At 35.2% G+C, this 25,971-nt stretch carries 20 protein-coding genes; 2 read left to right on the top strand and 18 right to left on the bottom strand.

Annotated elements, in window-relative coordinates; translation table 11 throughout:
* Positions 1–13: 13 nt before the first annotated feature.
* From BR65_RS12660 to BR65_RS12590, 15 genes are all read right to left on the bottom strand, one after another.
* On the bottom strand, positions 14–820 hold the full coding sequence (locus BR65_RS12660; protein WP_023177210.1) for a TIGR00282 family metallophosphoesterase: 807 nt from the start codon (positions 818–820) through the stop codon (positions 14–16).
* Positions 821–1,003: 183 nt separating this feature from the next.
* Positions 1,004–2,563, bottom strand: coding sequence for a ribonuclease Y (rny, locus tag BR65_RS12655; RefSeq protein ID WP_023177208.1), 1,560 nt, complete (start codon positions 2,561–2,563; stop codon positions 1,004–1,006).
* A 308-nt stretch (positions 2,564–2,871) separates the two neighbouring features.
* Complete coding sequence (gene recA / locus BR65_RS12650) at positions 2,872–3,918, bottom strand: recombinase RecA (protein ID WP_023177207.1); 1,047 nt, start codon at positions 3,916–3,918, stop codon at positions 2,872–2,874.
* Positions 3,919–4,056: 138 nt separating this feature from the next.
* Positions 4,057–5,340, bottom strand: a complete 1,284-nt coding sequence (locus BR65_RS12645) for a competence/damage-inducible protein A (protein WP_034538471.1) — start codon at positions 5,338–5,340, stop codon at positions 4,057–4,059.
* Positions 5,341–5,532: 192 nt separating this feature from the next.
* Positions 5,533–6,114 carry a CDP-diacylglycerol--glycerol-3-phosphate 3-phosphatidyltransferase gene (pgsA, locus tag BR65_RS12640; protein ID WP_023177203.1) on the bottom strand — a complete coding sequence of 194 codons (582 nt, stop codon included), beginning with the start codon at positions 6,112–6,114 and terminating at the stop codon, positions 5,533–5,535.
* Positions 6,115–6,203: 89 nt separating this feature from the next.
* Positions 6,204–7,064 (bottom strand): helix-turn-helix domain-containing protein, encoded by an 861-nt coding sequence (locus BR65_RS12635; protein ID WP_023177201.1) that lies wholly within the window; start codon positions 7,062–7,064, stop codon positions 6,204–6,206.
* A gap of 109 nt (positions 7,065–7,173) precedes the next feature.
* Positions 7,174–7,899, bottom strand: a complete 726-nt coding sequence (gene ymfI / locus BR65_RS12630; protein WP_023177200.1) for an elongation factor P 5-aminopentanone reductase — start codon at positions 7,897–7,899, stop codon at positions 7,174–7,176.
* Positions 7,896–9,197, bottom strand: a complete 1,302-nt coding sequence (gene yfmH, locus BR65_RS12625; RefSeq protein ID WP_034538468.1) for an EF-P 5-aminopentanol modification-associated protein YfmH — start codon at positions 9,195–9,197, stop codon at positions 7,896–7,898. The genes ymfI and yfmH overlap by 4 nt, the downstream gene beginning before the upstream one ends.
* Positions 9,197–10,465 (bottom strand): EF-P 5-aminopentanol modification-associated protein YfmF, encoded by a 1,269-nt coding sequence (yfmF, locus tag BR65_RS12620; protein WP_023177197.1) that lies wholly within the window; start codon positions 10,463–10,465, stop codon positions 9,197–9,199. The genes yfmH and yfmF overlap by 1 nt, the downstream gene beginning before the upstream one ends.
* Positions 10,466–10,577: 112 nt before the next feature.
* On the bottom strand, positions 10,578–11,537 hold the full coding sequence (locus tag BR65_RS12615) for an ABC transporter permease (protein ID WP_023177196.1): 960 nt from the start codon (positions 11,535–11,537) through the stop codon (positions 10,578–10,580).
* Between the two features lies 1 nt (position 11,538).
* A complete protein-coding gene (locus BR65_RS12610) occupies positions 11,539–12,606 on the bottom strand; it encodes an ABC transporter permease (RefSeq protein WP_023177195.1) in 1,068 nt (355 codons plus the stop codon).
* Complete coding sequence (locus BR65_RS12605) at positions 12,596–14,146, bottom strand: ABC transporter ATP-binding protein (RefSeq protein ID WP_051932861.1); 1,551 nt, start codon at positions 14,144–14,146, stop codon at positions 12,596–12,598. The genes BR65_RS12610 and BR65_RS12605 overlap by 11 nt, the downstream gene beginning before the upstream one ends.
* Before the next feature lie 243 nt (positions 14,147–14,389).
* Entirely contained in the window at positions 14,390–15,439 is a 1,050-nt protein-coding gene (locus tag BR65_RS12600) for a BMP family lipoprotein (protein ID WP_034538464.1), read from the bottom strand.
* Positions 15,440–15,700: 261 nt separating this feature from the next.
* Positions 15,701–18,043, bottom strand: a complete 2,343-nt coding sequence (locus BR65_RS12595) for an FtsK/SpoIIIE family DNA translocase (protein WP_023177192.1) — start codon at positions 18,041–18,043, stop codon at positions 15,701–15,703.
* 128 nt (positions 18,044–18,171) lie between these two features.
* Complete coding sequence (locus BR65_RS12590) at positions 18,172–20,247, bottom strand: DNA topoisomerase 3 (RefSeq protein ID WP_034538462.1); 2,076 nt, start codon at positions 20,245–20,247, stop codon at positions 18,172–18,174.
* A 218-nt stretch (positions 20,248–20,465) separates the two neighbouring features.
* On the opposite strand from BR65_RS12590, the gene BR65_RS12585 reads away from it, so the two are divergent.
* Positions 20,466–20,837, top strand: a complete 372-nt coding sequence (locus BR65_RS12585; protein ID WP_023177190.1) for an acylphosphatase — start codon at positions 20,466–20,468, stop codon at positions 20,835–20,837.
* Positions 20,838–20,905: 68 nt separating this feature from the next.
* Positions 20,906–21,829: a membrane protein insertase YidC gene (yidC, locus tag BR65_RS12580; protein ID WP_023177188.1), complete on the top strand. Its 924-nt coding sequence runs from the start codon at positions 20,906–20,908 to the stop codon at positions 21,827–21,829.
* A 35-nt stretch (positions 21,830–21,864) separates the two neighbouring features.
* On the opposite strand, the gene BR65_RS12575 is transcribed toward yidC, so the two are convergent.
* The 3 genes from BR65_RS12575 to gndA all read right to left on the bottom strand — a co-directional run bounded on the left by BR65_RS12575 (position 21,865) and on the right by gndA (position 25,824).
* A complete protein-coding gene (locus tag BR65_RS12575; protein ID WP_051932858.1) occupies positions 21,865–23,262 on the bottom strand; it encodes a sensor histidine kinase in 1,398 nt (465 codons plus the stop codon).
* Positions 23,263–23,408: 146 nt separating this feature from the next.
* Positions 23,409–24,101 (bottom strand): response regulator transcription factor, encoded by a 693-nt coding sequence (locus BR65_RS12570; protein WP_023177185.1) that lies wholly within the window; start codon positions 24,099–24,101, stop codon positions 23,409–23,411.
* 289 nt (positions 24,102–24,390) lie between these two features.
* The gene (gene gndA / locus BR65_RS12565) at positions 24,391–25,824 is read right to left on the bottom strand and encodes an NADP-dependent phosphogluconate dehydrogenase (protein ID WP_023177183.1); all 1,434 of its coding nucleotides are present in this window, start codon (positions 25,822–25,824) and stop codon (positions 24,391–24,393) included.
* Between the last annotated feature and the right edge of the window lie 147 nt (positions 25,825–25,971).

Below are 25,971 nucleotides of genomic sequence, written 5' to 3'. Positions count from 1 at the left end.
TCACTAGTGATATTTATTCAAAACCGCCATTGAACGGTCGGTCATCATTGATGACAATATTTTCAATAGTTTTAGCTTCCCCTGTATTATCATCGATATCAATAAAACAACCTGAAAGAATCTTACGTCCTTCTTTTGGTACTTCAAAACGTGTCGGCATTTGCGTTAAGAATTTTCTTAAAACTGCATCACGATCCATGCCTAACGCACCATCATAAGGACCAGTCATTCCAGCGTCTGTTAAATAAGCTGTTCCATTTGGCAATATGCGTGCGTCGTTTGTTTGCACATGAGTGTGTGTGCCTACTACTGCTGATACTCTACCATCTAAATACCATCCCATTGATTGTTTTTCACTGGTTGTTTCGGCGTGAAAATCTACAAAGATTAACGGTGTTCGTTTTAACGCTTCTTCTACTAGTTCATCTGCTTTTCTAAAAGGATCATCGACATCCGTCATGAAAACACGTCCATGTAAATTGATGACAGCTAATTCAAGCTGATTGACTTTTATATATGAAATACCTTTGCCTGGTGTTCCTTCAGGGTAGTTAGCAGGACGAATCATTTTTTTTGCATCATCAATAAATTCAAATATATCACGATTGTCCCATGTATGGTTTCCCATTGTGACAATATCTACACCATCTTGTAAAAAGCCTTTATAAATTTTCTCTGTAATACCACGCCCTGCTGCTGCATTTTCTCCATTTAAGATAGTGACTTGCGGTTTATACATCTTTTTCAATTTCGGTAAGTAATCATGAACCATTTCGCGACCCATCGAACCTACAACATCTCCAATAAATAATAATTTCATTCAATTATTCCTCTTCTCTTTATCATCTTTTATATTTTAACAATAAACGACCTGAAATAAAAGCTGGCCTTTTCATTTTATTTACCCACTCACTTGTTTAACGTCAATTTTTAGTGGCTTGCAACAGAAAAACCGATACAAGTCAGATTTATCATCGACTCATATCGGCTACTACACTACTATTTATTTAGCGTATTCTATTGTTCTTGTTTCGCGAATAACCGTGATTTTAATATGTCCTGGATAATCCAGTTCGCTTTCAATACGGTTTCTAACGTCACGAGCTAGTTTACTTGCTTCTAGATCATCAAGTTTTTCAGGTTTGACCATAATGCGAATTTCACGACCAGCTTGTATTGCAAAACTTTGTTCCACTCCCTCGAAATCATTAGAAATACTTTCTAATTTTTCAAGTCGGTGAATATAATTTTCAAGCGATTCGCTTCTTGCGCCTGGACGAGCCGCAGATATTGCGTCAGCTGAAGCCACTAAAACAGAAATGACAGATGTCGCTTCAACATCACCATGATGTGAGGCAATTGCATTAACGACTGTTTCATTCTCTTTATACTTCATCCCAATTTCTGCACCGATTTCAACATGTGATCCTTCAACTTCATGATCTAGTGCTTTACCAATATCGTGAAGTAGACCTGCTCGCTTAGCTAATGTAACGTCTTCTCCTAGTTCGGCAGCCATCACACCAGCTAATTTAGCCACTTCAATAGAGTGACTTAAAACATTTTGACCATAACTTGTTCTAAATTTCAGACGTCCTAAAATTTTGATCAAATCTGGGTGTAATGAATGTACTCCTACATCAAAAGTAGCTTGTTCTCCAATTTCTCTGATTCTTTCATCCATTTCCTTACGCGATTTTTCTACCATCTCTTCAATACGAGCTGGATGAATCCGTCCATCTTGGATCAATTTTTCAAGAGTCATTCGAGCAATTTCACGGCGTATTGGATCGAAGCCGCTAAGTACCACTGCTTCTGGTGTATCATCTATAATTAGATCCATACCAGTCAGGGTCTCTAGTGCTCTGATGTTGCGTCCTTCACGACCAATAATACGACCTTTCATTTCATCGTTAGGCAATGTTACAACGGATACTGTCGTTTCTGAAACTTGATCAGCTGCAGAACGTTGAATGGCTAACGCAATTAAATTCTTAGCTTTCCGATCTGCTTCTTCTTTTGCTTTTTGTTCAGAATCTTTTACCATTACAGCTAATTCATGAGACAATTCATTTTCTGTTTCTTTTAAAATTAATTGTCTTGCTTCTTCGCGTGATAAAGCCGCAACTCGTTCCAATTCATTTTCTTGTTGTTCAACCAACTCAATGGCTTTCTTCTCTAAATCGTTAACATGTAGTTGTCTAGAACTTAATTTCTCTTCATTCGCCTCGAGTGTGTGTTCACGCTTTTCTAAGCTGTCGTTTTTGCGATCAATATTATCTTCGCGTTGCAACAAACGATTTTCTTGTCTTAGAACTTCATTTCTTCTCTCTTTCAGCTCTGCTTCAATTTCAGTTCGATATTTGTGGCTTTCATCCTTCGCTTCTAACATCGCTTCCTTTTTCATGGTTTCTGCTTCTCTTTTTGCTTCTTCCAATATTCCAGTTGCAGTGTTTCTAGCACCAGCTAGCTCTTTTTCATGGGTTGCTTTGCGGACGAGATATCCAACAAAAAGACCGACAACTAAAGTAACGATAGCGAAGGCAACACTTGTAAAATCCATTCTTCCACCTCCGTATCATTTATTTAATTTGTCATTTATTATTTATCCATTATTTGGTAGAACATGAATAGTTTTATACCAATAAAACCTACCCTATATCTAATTATAAATTAATAGATAACTTAATTTTAATTGTAGTGAAGAGACATGTCAACTTAAATAATGGTTTTGTAACCCTTTCATAAACTTTCATAACATTAAGTATACCTATATAAGGTTCCTTTTTCCTTCATTAATTGTAGTATTCGATTAAAAACAGTTTATAAAAAAAACCAATAAGACTAATACTTATTGGTTTTCTTATGATCTTATTTTTCTAATAAATCAATTTCAGAAGAGTCTGCTGTTGCTTCTTCAGTGCCAGGTTCACCAAATCCATAAGCTGCACGAACTTTTTGTTCTACTTCAGCTCTTAATTCAGGATTTTCCTTAAAGAATTTTTTGACGTTTTCTCGGCCTTGACCAATTCGTTCGCCATTATAAGAGTACCACGCTCCAGATTTATCAATAATATCTTTGTCAGAACCCATATCTACCAGTTCTCCAACTTGAGATATACCTTCTCCATACATGATATCTACTTCAGCTACTCTAAAAGGAGGAGCAACTTTGTTTTTTACAACTTTGATTTTTGTACGGTTACCCATAATATCTGTACCTTGTTTGATTTGTTCAGCTCTTCTAACTTCTAATCGGATCGTAGCGTAGAATTTCAGTGCACGACCACCCGGGGTAATTTCTGGATTACCAAACATCACGCCGACTTTTTCACGAATTTGGTTGATAAATAGAGCGATTGTTTTTGTCTTATTAATTGATCCAGATAATTTACGCAAAGCTTGAGACATCAAACGGGCTTGTAGACCTACATGAGAGTCTCCCATTTCTCCTTCGATTTCTGCACGTGGTACTAAAGCAGCAACTGAGTCAATAACTACAATATCTACTGCTCCACTGGAAACTAAAGCATCTGCAATTTCTAATCCTTGTTCACCTGTATCTGGTTGAGATAAAAGTAATTCATCTATGTCTACACCTAAAGCAGCTGCATATTTTGGATCTAATGCATTTTCTGCATCAATAAAAGCAGCAATTCCGCCTTGTTTTTGAACTTCAGCAACAGCATGTAAAGCTACTGTAGTTTTACCTGAACTTTCAGGACCATATACTTCGATGATTCTTCCACGCGGAAAACCACCTACACCTAAAGCTACGTCTAATGCTAGTGAACCACTAGGAACAGTTGAAATACGTGTATCAACTTTTTCGCCTAGTTTCATAACAGAACCTTTTCCAAAATTCTTTTCAATCTTTTTTAACGCTGCGTCTAATGCTTGTTTACGATCGTCTGCCATTAAATAAATCCTCCTCAAATCTTCTTTTATCTATTCGTTACTCATTCATATTTTCATCTGCTACATCCATTATTATACCTTTTTTTTATAAACAAAGCAAGAAAAAAGCGAACAAACATTCGGTGTCCATTATTTAATTCATTCGACTTTTTTTCCAGAAAAAACCTTTTGATGAATAGGTAAATTCAATAAAGTTCTCCGAATCAACTCTAACCCAGACATTACTGATCTATCCCTATTGTTCTCACGCCCTTTACCTAAATGGTATTCCTTAGCGAATGTTGGTTGTCCCTTAACAGAAAGGCCAATCCACACTGTACCCACTTCTTGGTTTTCTAACTTATCTGGGCCTGCAACACCAGTAAAGGATAACCCTAAGTCTACATTAAACATCTCTCTTGCGTTTTGTGCCATCTCGATGGCACATTGAGCGCTAACTGCTCCTTCGTTTTTAATGGTTTCTTTAGACACACCCAAGATTTCTTTTTTGCTTTCATTACTATAGGTTACGATTCCACCTTTAAAATATTGGCTAGCACCTGAAATACTGGTTAGTTGACTTTGAAAGGCTCCACCCGTTAAACTTTCTGCAGCTGTCAATGTCAATTTTCTTTCTTTCAGCAAATCAGCCACTACATTTTCTAGCCTATTGTCCTCTCCATACCCGTAAAAATAGCTTCCTATACGTTTTTGGATACTCACTTCCATATTATCCAATAATAAATAACAAGCTTCCTCAGAGCTTCCATTGGCTGTTAAACGCAAAGTTACTTCGTGTTTCCCAGCATATGTAGCAAGAGTTGGATTTTCCTGGTGTTCAATCAAATCATCCAGTTCAGCAGCTAACTGGGATTCTCCTATATCAAAAAAGCGCATCACTCTTGATACGATATACGTTTCATTCTGATTTTTTTTCATCAATAAAGGTTTTACTTCTTTTATAAACATGGGTTCTAACTCACTAGGAGGGCCAGGCAACAACACATAGAATTGATTATTTTGGGTTAAAAACATACCAGCAGCAAGACCCGTTTCATTTTTCAAGATAGTTGATTCTTCAATAACCATAGCTTGCAAGCGATTATTTTCTGTCATTAATCGTTTTCTACTTTCGTGATACATAGTAATTTTTTCCATCGTACTTTTATCCAAAATTAATTTTTTGTTTAAATGCTCAGCTAATACTTGCTTTGTAATATCATCTTTTGTTGGACCCAAACCTCCTGATAGTATGATTAAATCACTTCGTTGTTCAGCAGCTTCTATCACTTCCGCCATTCTTGTGGGATTATCTCCCACAACGATTTGATGATAGACATTTATTCCTAATGATGACAACTCGCGAGACAAAAAAGAAGCATTTGTATTTACTACTTGCCCCATCAATAACTCGGTACCAATTGCTATGATTTCTGCATTCATTTCTACTCACTCCTACTTCTATAATACGCGAACACTATGATACAACTTTAATTTGGCCCTTCTTAAACTCTTAAGATAAAAGGCTTCCATTCTTTAATGTTCTTATTTTACCATACTTTTCTAGGTGACAAAAAAGAAGACCATTGAAATACTCATTTCAAATGATCTTCTCTTCTTGATAGTATTCTGTTCTTATTTAGGACCGTTGAATACGGAGCTGTTTTTTACAAAGTAGTCTACCCCAGAATAAATTGTAAAGAATAAACAAATATACAACATAATAGATGCCATAGGCAATCCGATTCCTTCAAAAGGTAAATTATCAATAAGCAATAAGATAATAGCAACCATTTGAGTAGCTGTTTTTATTTTTCCAGGCCATGCAGCTGCTAAGACTGTGCCACCTTGTTCTACTAATAGTAATCTTAGTCCTGTAACAGCTAATTCCCTACATACAATAATAGAAACGACCCATGAAGGAGCTAAGTTTTGCCCAACTAAAACAATTAGAGCTGTCATAACTAACATCTTATCAGCTAAAGGATCCGCAAATTTACCAAAATTCGTTACTAATCCTTGGTTACGTGCGATTTTTCCATCTAACCAGTCTGTGAAACTTGCTAAAGCAAATAAACCAGCTCCTACCAATTGTGTCACTTCCACTGTAGATCCTAAAAGATGAACTACACCCCAATCAAAAGGTGCTAATACGATAATAACAAATATCGGAATCATAAAAATTCTCAATACAGTAAGTTTATTTGGTAAGTTCAATTTTGTGCTTCCTCTCTTTATCAAGATACATCTACTAATTTTAAGAAGACTTCAATAAAAAAAGTATTACAAGTCTTTCCTCTCACTATCTATTCGAATTGAAATTCAATTTCTTGACGAACAGAATTTTCTGCTTCTGGAGCATACGGAATATCCTCACCATTAAGATTTACTTTCGTAGCAGGAGCATTCCCAATAATGACCACTAAAGATGACGTACCCTCTGGAACTTCTGACTCTAAATTAGAGCCGTCTGTAATCAACTGAGCATCAATGGTTGTTCCATCAGCCTCAACACTAATCCATGAATCTCCACCTGAAGCAGTCAATGTTAAACTGCTGCCTTCTGAAACCCCGGTAACAGAATAAGTCGTTGTTGAACCAGTAGAAGATTGCATCTCAATTCCTTGAGTCTCTTCTTCACTTTCTTGCGATTCTGAAGATTCTGCTACTGACTCTTCACTTGAAATTGATTCAGCGCTTGAGACAGAAATCTCTTCTGATTCCTTTGTAATCATATCTTCATCGCCTTGATTGTTTGTTTTTATTACAGCAAAATAGATAGCTGCTACAATAGCTACTGCTAAGATGCCGATTAGAATTGTAGGTAAATAATCTTGGGCTTTTGTCAAAAAGATATTTTCCGGGTTTTTTCCAGACCGAGTTTGATCTGTAGAGACTTTTTCAACGTATTCTTCATCATGGGTATGAGGGACTGCATCAGTGTATTCTTCTAATAACTGATCTCCATTCAAGCCTACAGTATCTGCATATTGTTTGATAAAAGCACGTGCATAAAACTTCCCTGGCATAACATCATAATTGCCTTCTTCAATAGCAATTAAATATCTTTTTTGAATTTTAGTCATTTGTTGCAAATCATCTAGTGTATATCCTTTTGCTTTTCTTGCTTCTTTTAATTTTTCACCAATTTCATTCAACTGTCTCACCTACCTATTCTCTTGTTTAGAGAGAAAATCTCATATCATTTGCATTATAACATAACTACTACTCTAGAAACATTAATTTTTCTTTATACTATAAAGTGATGATGCTTTTCTATTTTAACCAGCCACCGCTAATCACAATAGATTGACCAGTCATATACGCGCTGCGTTTTTCCAATAATTGAGCAACCCAAAAACTAACTTCTGACACACTTCCTAAACGCCCTACCGGAATCTCACTTTCCAACTCTTTCAGTTCTGCTGCTGTAAAATCTTGATTCATTTTAGTAGCAATTGCACCTGGAGAAATTGCGTTTACAGTTATCCCCAGACTAGCTACTTCTTTACTATAAGCTTTAATAAAAGCTAGCTGGGCGCCTTTTGTAGTACTATAAAATACTTCCATTGCACTACCCATTTCTCCATAAATAGAACTAATAAAAATAATTCTTCCCTGTCTAGAACGAGCTAATTTATCTTGTAAGTGTTGGATCAATAAAATGGGTGTCTTAACATGCACTGACCACATGTGATCCATGTCGATAGAAGTAACTTCAGTTAGCAACTGATAAGTCGTAAACCCACTAGCAAAAATAACCGCATCCAACTGGTAGATAGAACGAAGAAAAAGAGGAATATCCTCTTCTTTCGTCATATCTAAAGTTAAAGCGTAAAAATCTTGTTTTGGATAAAGGACTTGAAAACTTCGCAGTTGATTGTCAACGCTCTTTGGATTTGAGTGAGCGTGCAAGTACAATGACCATCCTTTTTCTGCTAATTCTTGCGCGATTTCTTTTCCAATATCACCGCTAGCTCCCATAATTAAAGCAAATTTCACGCTTCATTCGCTCCTTTTGGTAAAATATGGAATGTCGTCATATGATCTTCAATCATAAATTCTGCAGCAGCATCTTTTATCTCTGCTAATGTAATGTTTTCAATAATAGGAACGATATCAAATAACGTTGCTTCTCCATAAATAGGTTGGCTAAATTGATTAGCTATATATTCTAACGAGTTTAATGCTTGCAATTCTTGGCCAATCATTCGTTTCTTAACCGTTGTTAAATTTTCTTCTGTTAATTCTAAGCTATCTTTTGCACTAAGCAACAGTTTTTTAATTTCTTCACTAAAAGCAGCTGAATCTTTTGTGTCTCCACTGACATCTACAAAATGGAACGTACGGTCCAAATTAAACTCATAAGAGAAACTATCATCTATGATTCCTTTGTCATATAAATTTAAATAATTTGCCGATGTAGGACCAAATAACAACGTTAGCAGTAAATCCATTGTTGTTTTATACTCTAGAGCCTTTATGCCAGTTGGGACCTCGTTTAAACCTTTTACTCCGACAATACTTTTTGGTCGGTTAACAGACATCTTGATAAAATCGTAAGGTTTGATATCATGAATGGTTTCTTCTGGAAAAATACGTTGAATTGTTTCAGCAGGTACGAAGTCTTTTTTTGCTTGATTGTCTCGAATCAACTGCATGGTTTCTTTTGGATCTAATTTTCCAACAATAAATAGATTCATATTACTCGGGTGATAAAAAGTCTCATGATTCTCATATAGTAATTCAGGAGTAATGTCCATAATACTATCTACCGTTCCAGCAATATCGATGTGCAAGGGATGTTTAGGATACATATTACCTAAGATACCAAAAAACAAACGCCAGTCCGGTTCATCTTCATACATTTGAATCTCTTGAGCAATGATCCCTTTTTCTTTATTTACCGTTGATTCAGTAAAATAAGGTTCTTGAACAAAATCCAGAAGTGTAGTCAAACTCTCTGGAACATTGCTCGTACTGGAAAAAAGATACGCTGTACGAGTAAAACTTGTAAAAGCATTTGCAGAAGCACCTAAGCGCCCAAATGTATTGAAAACATCTCCATCTTCTTTTTCAAATAATTTATGTTCTAAAAAGTGAGCAATGCCATCTGGTACAGTAGTTGCTTCTGTTTTCCCACGAGGGACAAATTGATTATCAATAGAACCAAAATTAGTTGAAAATAAGCCATAAGTTTTATGAAAATCATTTTTAGGCAATAAGATCACTTGTAGCCCATTATCTAGTGTCTCTCTATATATTATTTCTTGTAATTGTTCATAGACTTTTTTTTCCATTATTTCGCCTCCGCTGTCAAAAAGAATGTTGCATTTAATTTCACTTGGTTGGCCACTTCAATGATGTCCTCTTTAGTAACCTTTTCAATTCTACGTACCCACTCATCAATTGAAAGTTCATTCCCATTACCTCTAGCTAATTGCATAGCATAAATACGCTCAATAACAGATCCTGAGTTATCTTCAGATTGAAAAAGTTGATTTTTCAACATTTCTTTCGTTTGAGAAACAGCTTCTTGAGTAAAATTGCCTGATTGCATCTCTTTTAACTGTAATGCGATGATTTCTCTAACTTGTTCTACCTTTTGACCATCAATACCAGTTTGAACAGTCATCATCCCTCTAAACGTATCCATTGAACTAGAAGCATAATAAGCTAAACTTTCCTTCTCACGAACATTCATAAACAATTTAGAATGCGGGAATCCGCCGAATAAACCATTGAATACTTGTGCTGCATAATAAGACGGATCATGATAAAAAACAGACGTTGTATAACCGAGGTTAAACTTCGCTTGTATAACATCTTGGTATTCAGTTTTACTTTTTATTTTCTTAGCTGCTGGTTCTTTATAGAAACTATTTGTTTCTTCTAATTGTCGAGGAGCAAAGTTGAACTGCTCAAATGCTGACTGAATCTCACCTGTACTCACATCACCCATTACGTAAATGTCTACCTTATCTTGATTTAAAATTTCTTGATAATACTCATACAAAGAGCTAGAAGTTATTTCTTTCAAATCTTCTTTTGAACCAACACTTGGTGTTTTTTGATTATCATCTTCAAAAAAGAGCTCTTGTAAAGATAGACTCGCATAAGTTTGTTTATCATCAAATAACGAATCATAATAATCTTCTAAATTTTCTTTTTCTCTTTTAAAAGTCTTTTCATGAAATTGACCTTGCTCAACATTTGGAGAGAAAATAACTTCTTTTAGAAAATCAATGCCTTCTTGTAATACGTTATCTCCTTTTGATAAGTATTTCTCATTCACTAAATTCAAACTAAAAGTCAATACATGAGTATTCCCTTTTTTAGTTACAGCGGTTCCAAAACTAGCTCCATACATAGTTGAAAGAGCACTTCTTAATGCTGTTTGTGTAGGGTATTTTTTACTGTTTGTCTCCAATAAATTTGCTAGCATAGCTCGTTTGGTAATCGTATGTTTATTTAATGGTGCACGAAATTTCAACATAATACGAATAGTTTTATATTTTTTAGTGGGGAGTACATGCAAATGAACTCCTTCATTTAACTGAATAGACATATCTTTATTCCTCCTCTAACTTGGAAAAGCGTTCATTGTCTATCTTAAAATAAAAACTAAAAAAAAGAAAGCAACAACAGACATGAACGTCCGTTGTTGCTTAAAAAGTATCTTATTTTGATTTAATATATGTTTTACCACCAGCTGCTGGTCCTTCGGATTTACCGATAACACCAACCAACACAATAATAGTGATAACATATGGCGCGATTTGCAACCACACACTTGGGATGTCTTGAATAATAGGAATGTAATTTCCAATAACACCTAGACTTTGAGCAAAACCAAAGAATATAGCTGCACCCATTGCACCAAGAGGGTTCCATTTACCAAATATCATTGCTGCCATAGCAATAAATCCTTGCCCAGCAATTGTTGAAGCTTGAAAACTCAATGAAATAGATTGCGCTTGAATTGCGCCACCCATACCACCGAGTAAACCAGACAACATTACACCAGCATATTTCATTAAGTAAACATTGATCCCTAACGTATCAGCTGCTTGAGGGTGTTCCCCAACAGATCTTAAACGTAAACCAAATCTTGTCTTAAAGAGTACTACCCAGCAAATGATAGCAATTAGAATACCTGCAAAAGCGGGTGCTGAAGTTCCTTTAAAGAAAATATCGCCGATAATTGGAATACGGTTCAGTAATGGAATAGTTACTTTACCAAAACTTTCAGTGATACGATCCGTTTGTCCAGCTCCATTATACAATACACGAGTAAAGAAGATTGCTAATGCTGGAGCCATTAAGTTGATAACAGTACCAGAAATAATGTGGTCTGCTCTTAGATTGACTGTAGCTACTGCGTGGATCAGTGAAAAAACCACACCAATCAATCCACCAACTAAAGCGGATATCCAAGGAGTCATGTCGCCAAAAGTACTTGCAAAAGTTAAATTAAATACAATTGAACTAAAGGCTCCCATAACCATTATTCCTTCTAGACCTACGTTAACAATACCACTACGTTCAGAAAATGTTCCACCTAGGGCTGTTAATACAAGAGGAGCTGAATACACAAGTGATGATGAAACAATGAGTTGAAGCAATTGTACGATATCCATCTTATTTCACTCCTCCTTTATTTACTCTAGCTCGTTTATCGATAAAATAGCGAATCAAGTAGTTAGCCCCTACGAAGAAAATAATAGAAGCTATTACAATATCTACAACTTCGGTTGGGACACCTGAAATCATCGGCATGCTGTTTCCACCAATTTTCAATGCTCCAAACAGAATAGCTGAGAAAATAATACCTACGGGGTTGCTTAACCCTAACAAAGCTACTGCCATACCATCAAATCCTATAGTTGGCATTGCTCCTTGGGTAAAGATATTTTGGAAGTTTCCTAGACCTTCCATTACTCCACCTAAACCAGCCAAACCACCACTGATTAACATTGAAATAATGATATTACGTTTAGAACTCATACCAGCATATTCAGAAGCACTAGGATTTAGCCCTACAGTTCTAATTTCAAATCCAGTAGTTGTCTTTTTCATTAAGAACCAAACGACTACAGCCATAATTAAAGAAATAAATATACCCGTATGAAGAGTAGAATTACTTGTTAATTCAGTTATCCATCCAGCTCGTAAACTCGCTCCTTCTGGAATACGTGCTGTTGCATCTGCTGATTCTGTTAAAACATTACGAATCAAATAATTTGTTGTATAAAGAGCAGTATAGTTCAACATGATCGTAACAATAACTTCACTAGTGTTAAAGTAAGCTCTTAAAAATCCAGCAATTCCAGCCCAAATAGCTCCAGCCAAAGCACCACCAAGAATGCTTAAGGGAAGTAAAATGATACCCGGTAAGCTTGCAAAAGAAGTAGCTACCCATACAGAACATAACCAACCAAGCAAAGCCTGTCCAGCAACCCCAATGTTAAAGAATCCTGCATTGTAAGCTACAGAAAAACCTAATGCTGTTAGAATAAGCGGTGTAGCTTGTCTTAATGTTTCACCAATATAAAAGGATGAACCAAAAGCACCATTAATCATTGCTGTATATCCAGTAATTGGATCGTACCCAAAAATAACCATAATAATTGCACCCAGAACAAATCCCATTAATACAGAAAGTAATGGCACAAGTAAATTGTTCAATGTATCTTTTTTATGATTCACTTTGAACACCCTCCTTTCCATTTCCTTGTTTGATCAGAGAACGAGCTTTTTCGAGAGAAGTCCCTGCCATTAACAAACCAAGCTCTTGTTCAGTTGTTTCTTTAGGATTCACAATTGCAACGATATTGCCTTCATACATAACAGCGATTCGATCAGAAACATTTAAAATCTCATCTAGTTCAAAACTCATTAGCAAGACGGCTTTTCCATTATCTCGTTGCTCAATCAAACGTGAATGAATGTATTCAATCGCTCCTACATCAAGTCCTCGTGTCGGTTGTGCAGCTATCAATAATGATGGGTTACGATTAATTTCTCTAGCAATAATAGCTTTTTGTTGGTTCCCACCTGATAATGATCCAGCAGGTGTTGTTTCATTTTGTGTGCGCACGTCAAATTCTTCGATTAATTTTATTGCAAAGTTCTTTATTTCTTTTTGATTTAAAATACCATGATTACTTAAAGGTTTTTTATAATACGTTTGTAATGCTATATTTTCTTCTAATGACATCGGCAACACTAAGCCATATTTATGACGGTCTTCAGGGATATGTCCTAACCCTAATTCTGTAATTTTACGTGGTGTTTTATTTTGGATTTCTTCACCGTTTAGCGTGATTTTCCCACTTTCAGTCTTTGTTAATCCGGTAATTGCATGAATCAATTCACTTTGTCCATTTCCATCGATTCCGGCTATTCCCACAACTTCTCCAGCTCGAACTTCTAAACTTAATCCTTTAACTGCATCTAATCCACGGTTTTCTTTGACTGTAAGATTTTCGATAGACAAAACAGTTTCTTTTGGTTGCGAAGCCTTTTTTTGTGTTTTGAAGGAAACTGAACGTCCAACCATCATATCTGCTAATTCTTGAGGAGAAGTAGTTGAAACATCCACCGTATCAATACTTTGTCCACGACGGATAACCGTACAACGGTCAGCAACAGCTTTAATTTCATCAAGTTTATGTGTAATTAAGATGATCGACTTGCCTTCTTTTGTTAGGGCTCTCATAATATTTATCAATTCATCGATTTCTTGAGGAGTCAACACTGCAGTCGGTTCATCAAATATTAAGATATCTGCTCCGCGATAAAGAGTTTTTAAAATCTCTACCCTTTGCTCCATTCCTACTGAAATAGATTCAACTTTTGCACTAGGATCAACTAATAAACCGTATTTTTCAGACAATTCTTTTATTTCATTTTTAGCCGAATGTCTATCTAAAAAACCATTTTTAGTTTTTTCCATTCCCAAAATAATATTTTCAGTAACGGTAAACTTTTTCACTAACATAAAATGTTGATGAACCATTCCAATACCTAATTTGTTTGCTGCACTAGGTGAACTTATATTTACCACCTGTCCATTTACCAGAATTTCTCCAGAAGTAGGTTCTAATAACCCTGAAAGAATATTCATTAAAGTGGATTTACCTGCACCATTTTCTCCTAAAAGAGCATGAATTTCTCCCTTTTTAAGCTGCAAATTAATATTGTCATTCGCTTTGAAAGTACCAAACTGCTTCGTAATACCCTTCATTTCAATGACATTTACTGATTCTGACACGATGGTTTCACTCCTTTTCTCTTGCTCAATCTATTATCCATTATAGTTGTTTTACAGACAAGTAGTTATCAAATTTTCTTTTTTAATTTTAATAGAAAATATAGTTTTGATCATACTGATCTTGATAACTCAAAAGAGAGGAAAAGACCGGAATATAAGTATCCGGTCTTTTGATCTTTATTCATTCCTTAAACTAGTTGTTTGGTATAAATTAAATTATGGTGCTTCTGGAACTGTAATTGTTCCATCAATAATTTGTTGTTTGTAATCTTCAACTGTTTTGATTACGTCTTCAGATAATGCCCCTTCAGTAATGCCTACGCTATCTTCAGCTAAACCAAAGTTACTGATTTCTCCACCTGGGAAGTTGCCTTCCATTGATGCATTTGCGATATCTTGAACAGCTTGTCCTACACCTTTAAGTGTTGAAGTAAGTGTTAAGTTTCCGCCATCGTATTCACCTTCAGCAGTTTGATCACGGTCAACTCCGATTACCCAAAGTTTTTGATCTGGATTAGAATTCATGCGGTCGATAGCTTCTGAGAACACACCATTACCTGTATCTCCAGATGCATGATAAATAATATCTGCTCCTGAACTATACATTGCAGCTGCTAATTGTTTTCCAAGAGCAGCATCTCCGAATGATCCAGCATACTCAACATCAATTTTAATATCTGGATTAACATCTTGTACACCAGCTACAAAACCAGCTTCAAAACGGTCAATAACAGCACTTTGTTGTCCACCGATGAACCCAACATGGTCTGTTTCAGTTGTTTCAGCGGCAGCAACCCCAGCTAAAAATGCAGCTTCATGGTCTTTAAACAATACAGAAGAAACGTTGTCAGCTTCAATTGTTTCATCAATAATAACAAAGTTTTGATCTGGATTTTGTTCAGCAACGTCTATCATTGCTGGTTTTAATTTAAATCCAATCCCAAAAATCAAATCAAAATTATTATTTACAGCAGTATTTAAATTTGTAACAAATTGAGAATCTTCATCTGATTGAATGTAGTTGTATCCATCAGGTCCTTTTTCAAGTTTGTGCTCTTCTCCCCAAGCTTCCATACCTTCCCAAGCAGATTGGTTAAATGATTTATCATCTACTCCACCTACGTCGGTAACCATAACAATTGAATAATCTTCTCCTGAACCTGAAGATGAAGCATTATCACTTCCTTCATCAGCTCCACATGCAGCCAATGTTAAACTTGATAATAGACCCAGAGTCAATAGACTCTTAAAATTTCTACTCTTCACTCAAAAAACCCCCAATAATTTTTTAGTATGAATCAAATTCTCATTAATTCATCCTCGCATTTATAGTACCATCTTTATTTTAAAAAATAAACAACAAAAATGATTGTTGAAAACGTTTTAGCTAAAAAATGTTCAGTTTTTAATTGATTTCTAATGTATTAAAACTATTTTCGTATGTCTTTAGGTCTAATTACTGACAAAAAGTACCTATGCCAAAAAAAACATCTGCTAAATGAGTAGCTCATTAACAGATGTTCTTTATTAATATTGTTCTATTTCTGATTCATTTAACTGCTCGTCGCCAGGAACGTGAGTGATATTCACCTTACGAGGCTTACTGCCTTCTGAAGGGCCAACTATGCCTCGCATCTCCATTTCATCGATCAGACGAGCTGCTCGATTATAGCCGATTCTAAAACGTCGTTGCAATAAAGAGATGCTTGCCGTCTGCATTTCAACGATCAAAGCCACTGCGTCCTCATATACTTCATCTTCGACATCACTTTCTGCAGCTTTAGTTTCCTCTGTAGGCATCATCTCTTCAACATAATTTGCGCCTTGTTGATCAGTTACAAATGTCACAATATGTTCAACCTCTTCATCAGAAATAAATGCACCCTGTACACGAACCGGTTTATTTTCGCCCATTGGCAAGAATAACATGTCTCCTCTACCTAATAATTTTTCTGCTCCACTGCCGTCAATTATCGTTCTCGAATCAACACCGCTGGAAACTGCAAAAGCAATCCGTGAAGGAACATTTGCTTTAATAATGCCCGTGATAACGTCTACACTTGGCCTTTGAGTTGCTAAGATCATATGAATTCCAGCAGCCCGAGCCATTTGCGCTAAACGAATGATCGCATCTTCGACTTCGTTACTAGCTACCATCATTAAGTCAGCTAGCTCATCAACAATCACCACGATAAATGGTAATGTTGGATAATTTTCGCCATTTTCTTGATTATGTGTTTGTAAGTATTGATTGTATCCAGTAATATTTCGCATCCCGCTAGCAGCAAATAGTTCGTATCTTCTTTCCATTTCCGCAACGACTTTTTGCAAAGCTTGTGCTGCTTTTTTGGGATTAGTCACGACAGGTGTTAGTAGATGTGGAATTCCATTATAGACATTTAATTCCACCATCTTAGGGTCTATCATCATCAATTTTACTTCGTTCGGTTTAGCTTTCATCAACAAACTAGTAATGATTCCATTGATACAAACTGATTTTCCACTTCCTGTAGATCCCGCTACAAGTAAATGAGGCATTTTAGCTAAATCAGCCATAGCAATACTGCCGGTTATATCTCTTCCAAGTGGTACTTCTAACAGCTTTTCTTTATTATGGACCTGACCTTCGATAACATCTCTAAAGGAAACTAAACTCACTTCACTATTTGGAACTTCTATTCCAATAAAAGACTTGCCGGGTATCGGAGCTTCTATCCGAATATCTTTTGCCGCTAATGCCAATGCAATATCATCGCTGAGACTAACGATCTTACTTACTTTCACCCCAATTGCTGGTTGGACTTCATATTTTGTTACGGCGGGTCCTAAATTTGCTTTGATAACTTTTGCATCTACCCCAAAACTTTGAAAAGTATCTTCTAATTTCTTAACATTTTTTTGGATAATCGCGTATTCATTTGTTTGGTCATTTTGGGGGATTTCGTTTAATAAATGAGAAGGTGGTAATTGATAATCCTTATTTTCTTTCTCAGCTCCTATCTCAAAATCAATAGGTTCTCCATCATGGTCATCTGTCTCTGCACTAATTGCTTTCGCTTCATCGACAGCAGGTTTCTTAACACGGTTTTGGTAATTCTCAATTTCCAATTGCAATTGCTCATTCTTCTCTTTTTGAGTAGTTTGTTCTTCTTTAACATTGGGTACAGCTTTAACAGTATTTATTTTTTCTTTCTTAACCTTTTTTTGAGGTTCATTTTTAGTAGATTCTTTTGACTCGCTTCGTTTTTTCAAGATAATTGTTTTCAATTCCGATAAGTGTATTTTGATTTTTTGCCAACCAATCATAAGTCCATTCCCTATTTTTTTTAGGAATGTTTTAAAGGATAATTGAAATAATAAAAAGATTCCAAAAAAACAACTAAGCCCTGCTATAAAATAAGTTCCCCATTGAGAAAATAAAAAATAACTAGCTGCGTAAAAAACAGCTCCAATCATTCCTCCACCAAGAGATTGTGTAATCTCATTATTCACCATATCGATCATAAAGAAACGGAAAGTAGCAGAAATAACGTTCATATCCGCATGAATAATAGGTGCAAATAAACGAGCATGCTGGACTAATAACAAACTGCTGTAAATGAGTAAAAAACCTGCAATTCGTTTATTTTTAAAAGGAGGTTCTTTCCCTTTAAATATAAGGTAAAGCCCATAGATTCCAATCAAGATTGCTGCAATAGTAAATGTATTCCCTACAAAAAAACGAAATAAATTCGCACTAAAAATACCCGCAAAACCTGTTTGCGAAACTGAAAAAATACTTAAAATAATAAAAATCAATCCAATAATTTCAAATGAATGACGATAATTTGCGTTCTTTTTAGCTGTAGTATTCTTTTTTTTACTTGCCACGGTTTTCTTTCCTCCTTATAATTCCTTTTAATTATACACAAAATAAGCTGTAAACGAAATGCAGTAAAAGGATGAGGCAGACATTCTTTATTGCCTTCCCTCATCCTTTTTCACATGGAATATTTTAGTTATCCTTTTTTCTCCAACGCTGCTTTCATCGCTAAAGCCAAAGGACTTTCCGCTTCTTCCTCTTGCTGATTAATTTTTTTCATTAATTTTTTTGTTTCATGTTTACTTGGTTTCTTACTGTTTTTCCCTTCAATCTTTTCAGTCACATTACAATATTTGCATTTGAAGTATTTCCCAGTTTTACCTTCATGAATCTCCATTTTACGGTGGCACTGTGCACATCGATGATTGGATAGTTTTGGATCTTTTCTGCGTCTGTAAGAACAAGTAGAACTACTGCAAACCAACACTTTCCCATCACGTCCATTACGTTCTTTCAATAATTCACCACAATCTGGGCAAATTTTACTGGTTAGAGAATGATCTTTATAGGTTTGCGTGCTGTTTTTGATCTCAGTTACTAATCGAGCTGTTTCTTTTTTTATTTGTGTTAAAAATTCTTCTTTTCTCAAGATGCCTTTTGCAATTTCTTCTAAAGATTTTTCCCATTTACTTGTCAGTTCTGGAGTCACTAATGCTGGATTGACTAATGTTAGTAGTTGCTGGCCTTTAGGAGTTGTACTCAATTTATTTTGAGTACGTTCCATTAAATCACTACTAATGAGTTTTTCAATGATTTCTGCACGAGTAGCAGGTGTACCTAATCCATTATTTTCCATATTTTGTAGAAGAGCACCTTCTGAAAGACGAGCTGGGGCTTCTGTGAGTTGTTTTTGGATGGTATAAACCGGACTGTTGAATTGTTCATTTAACTGATAATCATTTCCTTCTAGTTTCTGAATGTCTTTCTTCCATCCTTTTTCCAGCACAACTTCTTGTTGCAAATGAAATAAAATATCTTCAGCTGAAAATACAATGGTTGTCTTAGATACTTTATAAGCTGGTAAAAACAACCCAATAAACCGTTCAACAACCATCCGATATATTTTCAGTTCATCTGCTTCCATTTTTTCTGGTCGCGGACGTTCTTCAGTTGGAATGATGCCGTGATGATCTGTCACTTTTGAAGTATTAAAAATACTTTTCAAAGTTACTTGAGCACCATTTTTAAGAATTTTTTTTACATCATCCGGAGCAAATCCTTGAATTGCCATTACTCTTTCTTTCATTGTTCCTAACATATCTTGAGTTAAGTATTTAGAATCTGTCCTTGGATAAGACAGCACTTTATGACGTTCGTATAAAGTTTGCATCAAGCTCAATGTTTTCTTTGCTGAAAACTGATAGCGTTGGTTGGCTTCACGTTGAAGTTCAGTTAAATCATATGGCAATGGCGCTTGCTGTATGGATTGCTTTTCTTTTACATCTACTACAACTATCGGCTTGTTTTTTAGCGAAGCTACTAAATTTTCAGCTTCTTCGCGTTTAGTATATTTATGAGGAGCTCCGCTTTTTAATGAGGCTCTTTTTCCATCCATCATCAATTGGACCGTATAATACGTTTCTGGAACAAAAGATGCAATTTTTGCTTCTTGCTTTCTTACCATAGCCAATGTTGGCGTTTGAACTCTTCCAGCCGATAAATTATCTTGATACTTGACTGTCAATGCTCTCGTGACATTTAAACCAATTAACCAATCTGCTTCAGAACGAGCAACAGCGGATTCATATAAGTTAGTATACTTTTCACTAGGTTGAAGGTTCTTAAAACCATCCTTAATGGCCTTATCAGTTTGCGAAGAAATCCAAAGTCTTTTTACTGGTTTATTAAAATGAACATACTCTAATATCCATCGTGCAACCAATTCCCCTTCGCGTCCAGCATCCGTAGCAATCACTGCTGACCCAACATCTTTTCGATTAGCCAGCTGCTTGATTGCTTTTAACTGACCACTTGTATTTTTTAAAGGCTTAGTCAGCATTTTTTCTGGAACTAATGGCAAAGTGTTCAAATCCCATGTTGCCCATTCACTTTTATATTCTTCAGGCATTTTTAATCCTAATAGATGACCTAACGCCCAGGTAACAATGACGTCTTTTCCTTCAATAAATGTTTTACTTTTTTGTGTTGCACCTAATACCCTTGCAATCTCTTTACCTACACTCGGTTTTTCAGCGATAATTAATGTCTTCATGGTAATTCCTTTCTTTACTTAAAACAGCTTATAATTTCTTATTATCCTACTAAATACTGTACAATCATTGTAAGTTATCTCTATACTCAATGCAACAAAACCAAAAGTATGTTCTCCTATTTTTATAAAATTCAGACTAAAGAATGATTGACCAAGTTTAGTGCAATCGTTAAAATAAACTAAACAGGCATAATGATTTGGAAATGAGGAGGAATAGTATGAACTCGTTCTTATCAACAGTCAAAAAGTTTCTTTTTCCAATCAATAATTCATTAGAGCCGTTAAATGATAACACCCAAAATGGAGGGATAGATATGAAAAAAGTTTCTATACAAGTAACCGGACTTGTACAAGGTGTTGGCTTTCGCTATATGACAAAATTGACAGCTGATCAAATAGGCGTTTATGGCATTGTCCGTAATGAATCAGATGGAAGTGTATATATAGAAGCTAATGGTGAACCAGAAAAAATCGACCAATTTATAGAAAAAATAAGAAATTCGCCTTCACCAAGCGGCAGAGTTGATTCTATAACTATTGAGGAGCTCACTTCAATACCGAATAGAGATAAGTTTACAATAAGCAATTGAAAACCCTACACTAATCCTGTATAGTAGGTAACGTTACTTAATTTAATAAAAATGAAGGATTGTGAACAATGAAGAATTTAAAGAAATTATTTTTATCAGGAGCGCTTTTAAGCGTTGTGGTATTTTTGTCAGGGTGTATGGCACATGACTCAGATGGAAACCCCAGTGGTTTGATTTATGAATTTTTAGTGGTTCCTACTCAACAGATAATCATACAGCTTGCTAATTTGTTTAATGGTAGTTATGGATTAGCTATTATTGCTATCACATTGATCGTTCGTTTGATTATTTTACCATTAAATCTAAACCAATCTAAAAAATCAATTATTCAACAAGAAAAAATGGCTTTAATCAAACCAGAAATGGAAGAAGTTCAGAAAAAACAAAAAGCAGCTGTTACACCTGAAGAAAAAGCTGCTGCACAACAAGAATTAATGAGCTTATATAAAGACAATAACATGAGTATGTTAGGTGGCATTGGATGCTTGCCATTGTTGATTCAAATGCCTATCTTTACTGCTATGTTCCAAGCAATCAATTTATCTGGAGAAATCAGTAACAGTACTTTCTTAGGTTTTAGCTTGGGTAATCAAAATATAGCTCTTGCTATTGCAGCTGGTGCAGTTTACTTTGTTCAATCATATGTTTCTATGATTGGTCTTCCAGAAGAACAAAAGAAACAAATGCGTACAATGATGTATGTCAGTCCAATCATGATTTTAATGGTCTCATTCACATCTCCTGCTGGTTTAGGATTGTACTGGTTCGTTGGAGGAATCTTCGCTGTTTTCCAAACAATTATTACAAACTTTATCTTTAAACCAAGAATAAAAGCACAAGTTGAAGCAGAAGCTAAAAAACGCCCGGTAAAACCAAAACGGACAATTAAACAAGCTGAACCTGTTAACCAACAATCTACCGCTTTAACAGGATCTTCAGTTAAAACAAATGCTCGTGGCAGAAATGCTGGGAAACAACAAAAAAATCGTTAACTAAAAAGACCTACTCAAACGAGCAGGTCTTTTTTTTACACCTCATCTTTGTAAATAGGCAAAGTTATTCTAAAAATTGTTCCATAATCTAGGACACTCTCTACCGTAATGCTTCCGTTGTACCCAATTAACAATTCTTTTGCAATTGCTAAACCAAGTCCATTTCCACCTTTATGTCGGCTACGAGCTTTGTCAATGCGATAGAAACGATTAAAAATCTTCTCTGCATCTTCAGGAGTCATCCCTTCACCAAAATCTTGAATAGCAATTTGAACTTCTCTATCATCAGTTGCAACTGAGATGTGCACTTCTTTACGATCAGTAGAATATTTTACTGCATTATCCAATAAAATAACTAAAATCTGTTCAAGATGATTGCGATAAATCGATACATAAAGCTCTTCAAAAATGTCATCATCTAGATTGAACACAAAGTCAGGATGAATCATTTTAAAATTGTTGTAGGTTTGCTGAATAATCGGCTTAATAGCTGTTTTTTCATTCTTATAATGAATTTCTACTTGTTCAGCTCTAGACAAGTCTAACATCTCTTGAACTAGACTTTTCATTCTTGTAATTTCTTGTAGCGATGCAGAAAGAGATTCATCTAATATCTCAGGATCATCTTTTCCCCATCGGTCTAATAACTTTAAGTGTCCTTCCATAACTGCGACAGGAGTCCTTAATTCATGTGAAACATCTTCTACAAATTGTTTTTGCTGTTCTATATATTTTTGCATTTTATCTAACATATCGTTAAATACAATGGAAAGATGGTCTAATTCATCGTTGCCTTCATCAACTTCAATTCGAGAGGTGGATGAAGTATCTTGTCGAAGATCATTCATTGTATTTGTAATATTTTTTATTGGTTTCAAAAAATTTAATGCCAATAAATAACCTAAAATTCCACTAAATATCAGCGCAGCAAAACCCATAGCTACCAAACTAATAATGGTAACTTCAATCATATTATGGTAATCAGCCATTCCGTCAATCACTTGGACATAACCAATGATTTGTTTTGTTTCATCGGAAATAACAGGCGTAACTCCATAATAACCTTCTTCACCATTTACATTTATCATTTTTATAACTGGTTCCGAGCTTACTTCAAAAGGAAAATCCCCTAATTTTGACTCAAAAAGTAATCGTGATGACGGAGTATAGACTCGTACGATTACATCTTCTTCATTCATTTTAGCGTACAAAGAATCTTCGTAATTTCCAGAATCTTCAAAAGTTGCATTTCGTTGATCATATTCTCCTATTAATTCCATAGCATCCGGAAAGTATGAAGGATGGAAAGCAGAATATACCGTTGACTTTGATAATGAGGTTGAATCACTATCCTTTATCTTATTCTCATCTGCCAAACGGGTGGAAGATCCAAATAAAATTTCTCTGAAATTTTCTTCTTCTTGTGTAAACATAATTTGTCTGAAACCTACAAAAATAGCAACAGAAAAAATAGAAAATGTTAAAAAAATGGCTAGAGTGGCTCCAATTGTCCACTTCCATTTTAATGAAAGCCGTCTTCTTTTTCTTCTTTCCTTTTTTCTGTTATAAAATGAGAGTTTCACGAACGCATCACATATCCTGTACCGCGAACAGTTTGAATATAACTGTCAACATTTGGAACATCAATTTTATTTCTTAAGTAACGGATATAAACATCTACTACGTTTGTTTCAACTTCTGTTTCATATCCCCATACTTTATTCAATAAAACATCACGTGCTAATACAACATTCACGTTTTCCATTAATTCTAATAACAATTCGTATTCACGTTTTGTTAATTCAATAACTTCGTCACCACGACGGACAACTCTGTTTTCTTTTTCAACTGTTAAATCTCTATACGTTACAGTCGTTTGTTTTGTAATGTTTTGTTCACTTTCAATTTCTATCCGACGGAACAAAGCGCGCAAGCGTGCTAATAATTCTTCAATGGCAAATGGTTTAACAATATAATCATCTGCACCATGGTCTAAACCAGATACCCGATCAATAACTGAATCTCTCGCAGTCATCATAATAATAGGTACATTGCTAACTTGTCTAATACGACGACAAACATCTATTCCATTTAATTCCGGTAACATTAAATCTAATAAAACTACATCCCAATGTGCATCTTCTGCAACTGCTGCTTCTAATCCTGTACGCCCATTGTAACGAACTTCTGTTTCATATCCTTCATGTTTTAATTCAAGTTCTACAAAACGAGCCAGATTTTTTTCATCTTCAATAATTAAAATTTTATTCATTATATTGTACACCTGCTCCTTTAAAATCGCTATTTTTATCTTTTTCGCTCTTGTTAAGATACCATGATAAAAGGTTTTTCACAATCAATTTTTAATGTGTCCGTTATCATTTTACCATAAATTAGAATTAAATGAGAACTTTGAAACTTGGATTTTAGAATTTCTTAAGCAAATAAACAGTTGTCTATTATCTTTATTACGTTACTATTTTTATTCCTTTGATACAAAAAAAATAGAGGCTGGACAACAATCGTCTCAACCTCTATTTTTTATTTAAAAGAATAACCGACTAAAGTTGTTCTTCTCCTTCGTTACCGTACCAGTCAAAATGGAACGTTCCAGCTTTATCTGTTCTTTCATAAGTGTGTGCTCCGAAATAATCACGTTGAGCTTGAATGATATTTGCAGGCAAATCAGCTGTACGATATGAATCATAATAAGCTATTGCAGAAGAGAACGTTGGGATAGGCACACCTGATTTGACAGCGATACCAATAATATCACGAACAGAGTCTTGGTAATTTTTTGTGATATCCATAAAGTACTCATCTAACATTAAGTTTTTAAGATCTGCATTGCGATCATAAGCATCTGTAATTTTTTGTAAGAAGCGAGCACGAATAATACATCCGGCGCGGAAAATTTTTGCGATTTCCCCATATTGTAAATTCCAGTCATATTCTTCACTAGCTGTGCGCATTTGGGCGAACCCTTGAGCATAACTCATGATTTTACTAAAGTATAAAGCTTGTCTGATTTTTTCAACCAATTCAGCTTTATCTCCATCAAATGAATAACTAGCTGGTTTCGGCAAAACCTTGCTTGCTTCAACACGTTCTTCTTTTAATGCTGAGATATAACGTGCAAAAACAGATTCTGTAATCAATGGTAGTGGTACACCTAAATCTAATGCACTTTGTGATGTCCATTTACCTGTACCTTTATTTCCAGCACGATCTAAAATGATGTCGACCATTGGTTTTCCAGTTTCAGGATCTTTTTTAGTTAAAGCTGTTGCTGTGATTTCAATTAAGAAACTATCTAATTCGCCTTTGTTCCATTCAGCAAATACTTCAGCTATTTCTTCAACTGATAAACCTGCAACATTACGTAACAAGTGATAAGATTCAGCAATCAATTGCATATCGCCATATTCGATACCATTGTGGACCATTTTAACGTAATGACCTGCTCCATTTGGTCCGATATAAGTAACACAAGCTTCACCGTCTTCAGCTACAGCAGCAATTTGTTCAAGGATAGGTGCAACTAAGTCATATGCTTCCTTTTGTCCCCCAGGCATAATAGCTGGTCCTTTTAATGCGCCTTCTTCTCCACCGGAAACTCCTGTTCCAATAAAGTTCACACCTGATTCAGCCAATTCTTCACTACGACGAATCGTATCTTTAAAGAAGGTATTTCCTCCGTCAATCAATACATCGCCCTTATCAAGATGCGGCAATAAAGATTGGATGGTTGCATCCGTTCCTTTACCTGCTTGTACCATTAATAAAATACGTCTTGGTTTTTCAAGAGAATCTACAAACTCTTCAACTGTACGAGTCAATACTAATTTTTTACCTGGGTTTTCTGCAATAACGGCTTCTGTTTTAGAAGTAGTTCGATTATAAACGGATACAGTATAACCTCTGCTTTCAATGTTTAAAGCCAAGTTTTTCCCCATAACAGCCATTCCAACTACACCAATTTGTTGCTTACTCATATTTATTTAAACTCCCTTCAATTAAAACTGATTTTATTTAAATAGTATTTCTTCGTTCTTTACTATCCTAGCAAAAAAAGGAAGAAATTAAAAGTTGTTTCCTTTAATATACCTACTTAAAAAAATATTTTATATACTGTTTAACTA

This window comes from Carnobacterium inhibens subsp. inhibens DSM 13024 (assembly GCF_000746825.1).
Classification (GTDB): domain Bacteria; phylum Bacillota; class Bacilli; order Lactobacillales; family Carnobacteriaceae; genus Carnobacterium_B; species Carnobacterium_B inhibens.
The sequence above is the reverse complement of the archived record's forward strand: the minus strand, read 5'-3'. Positions and strand labels throughout refer to the sequence as shown.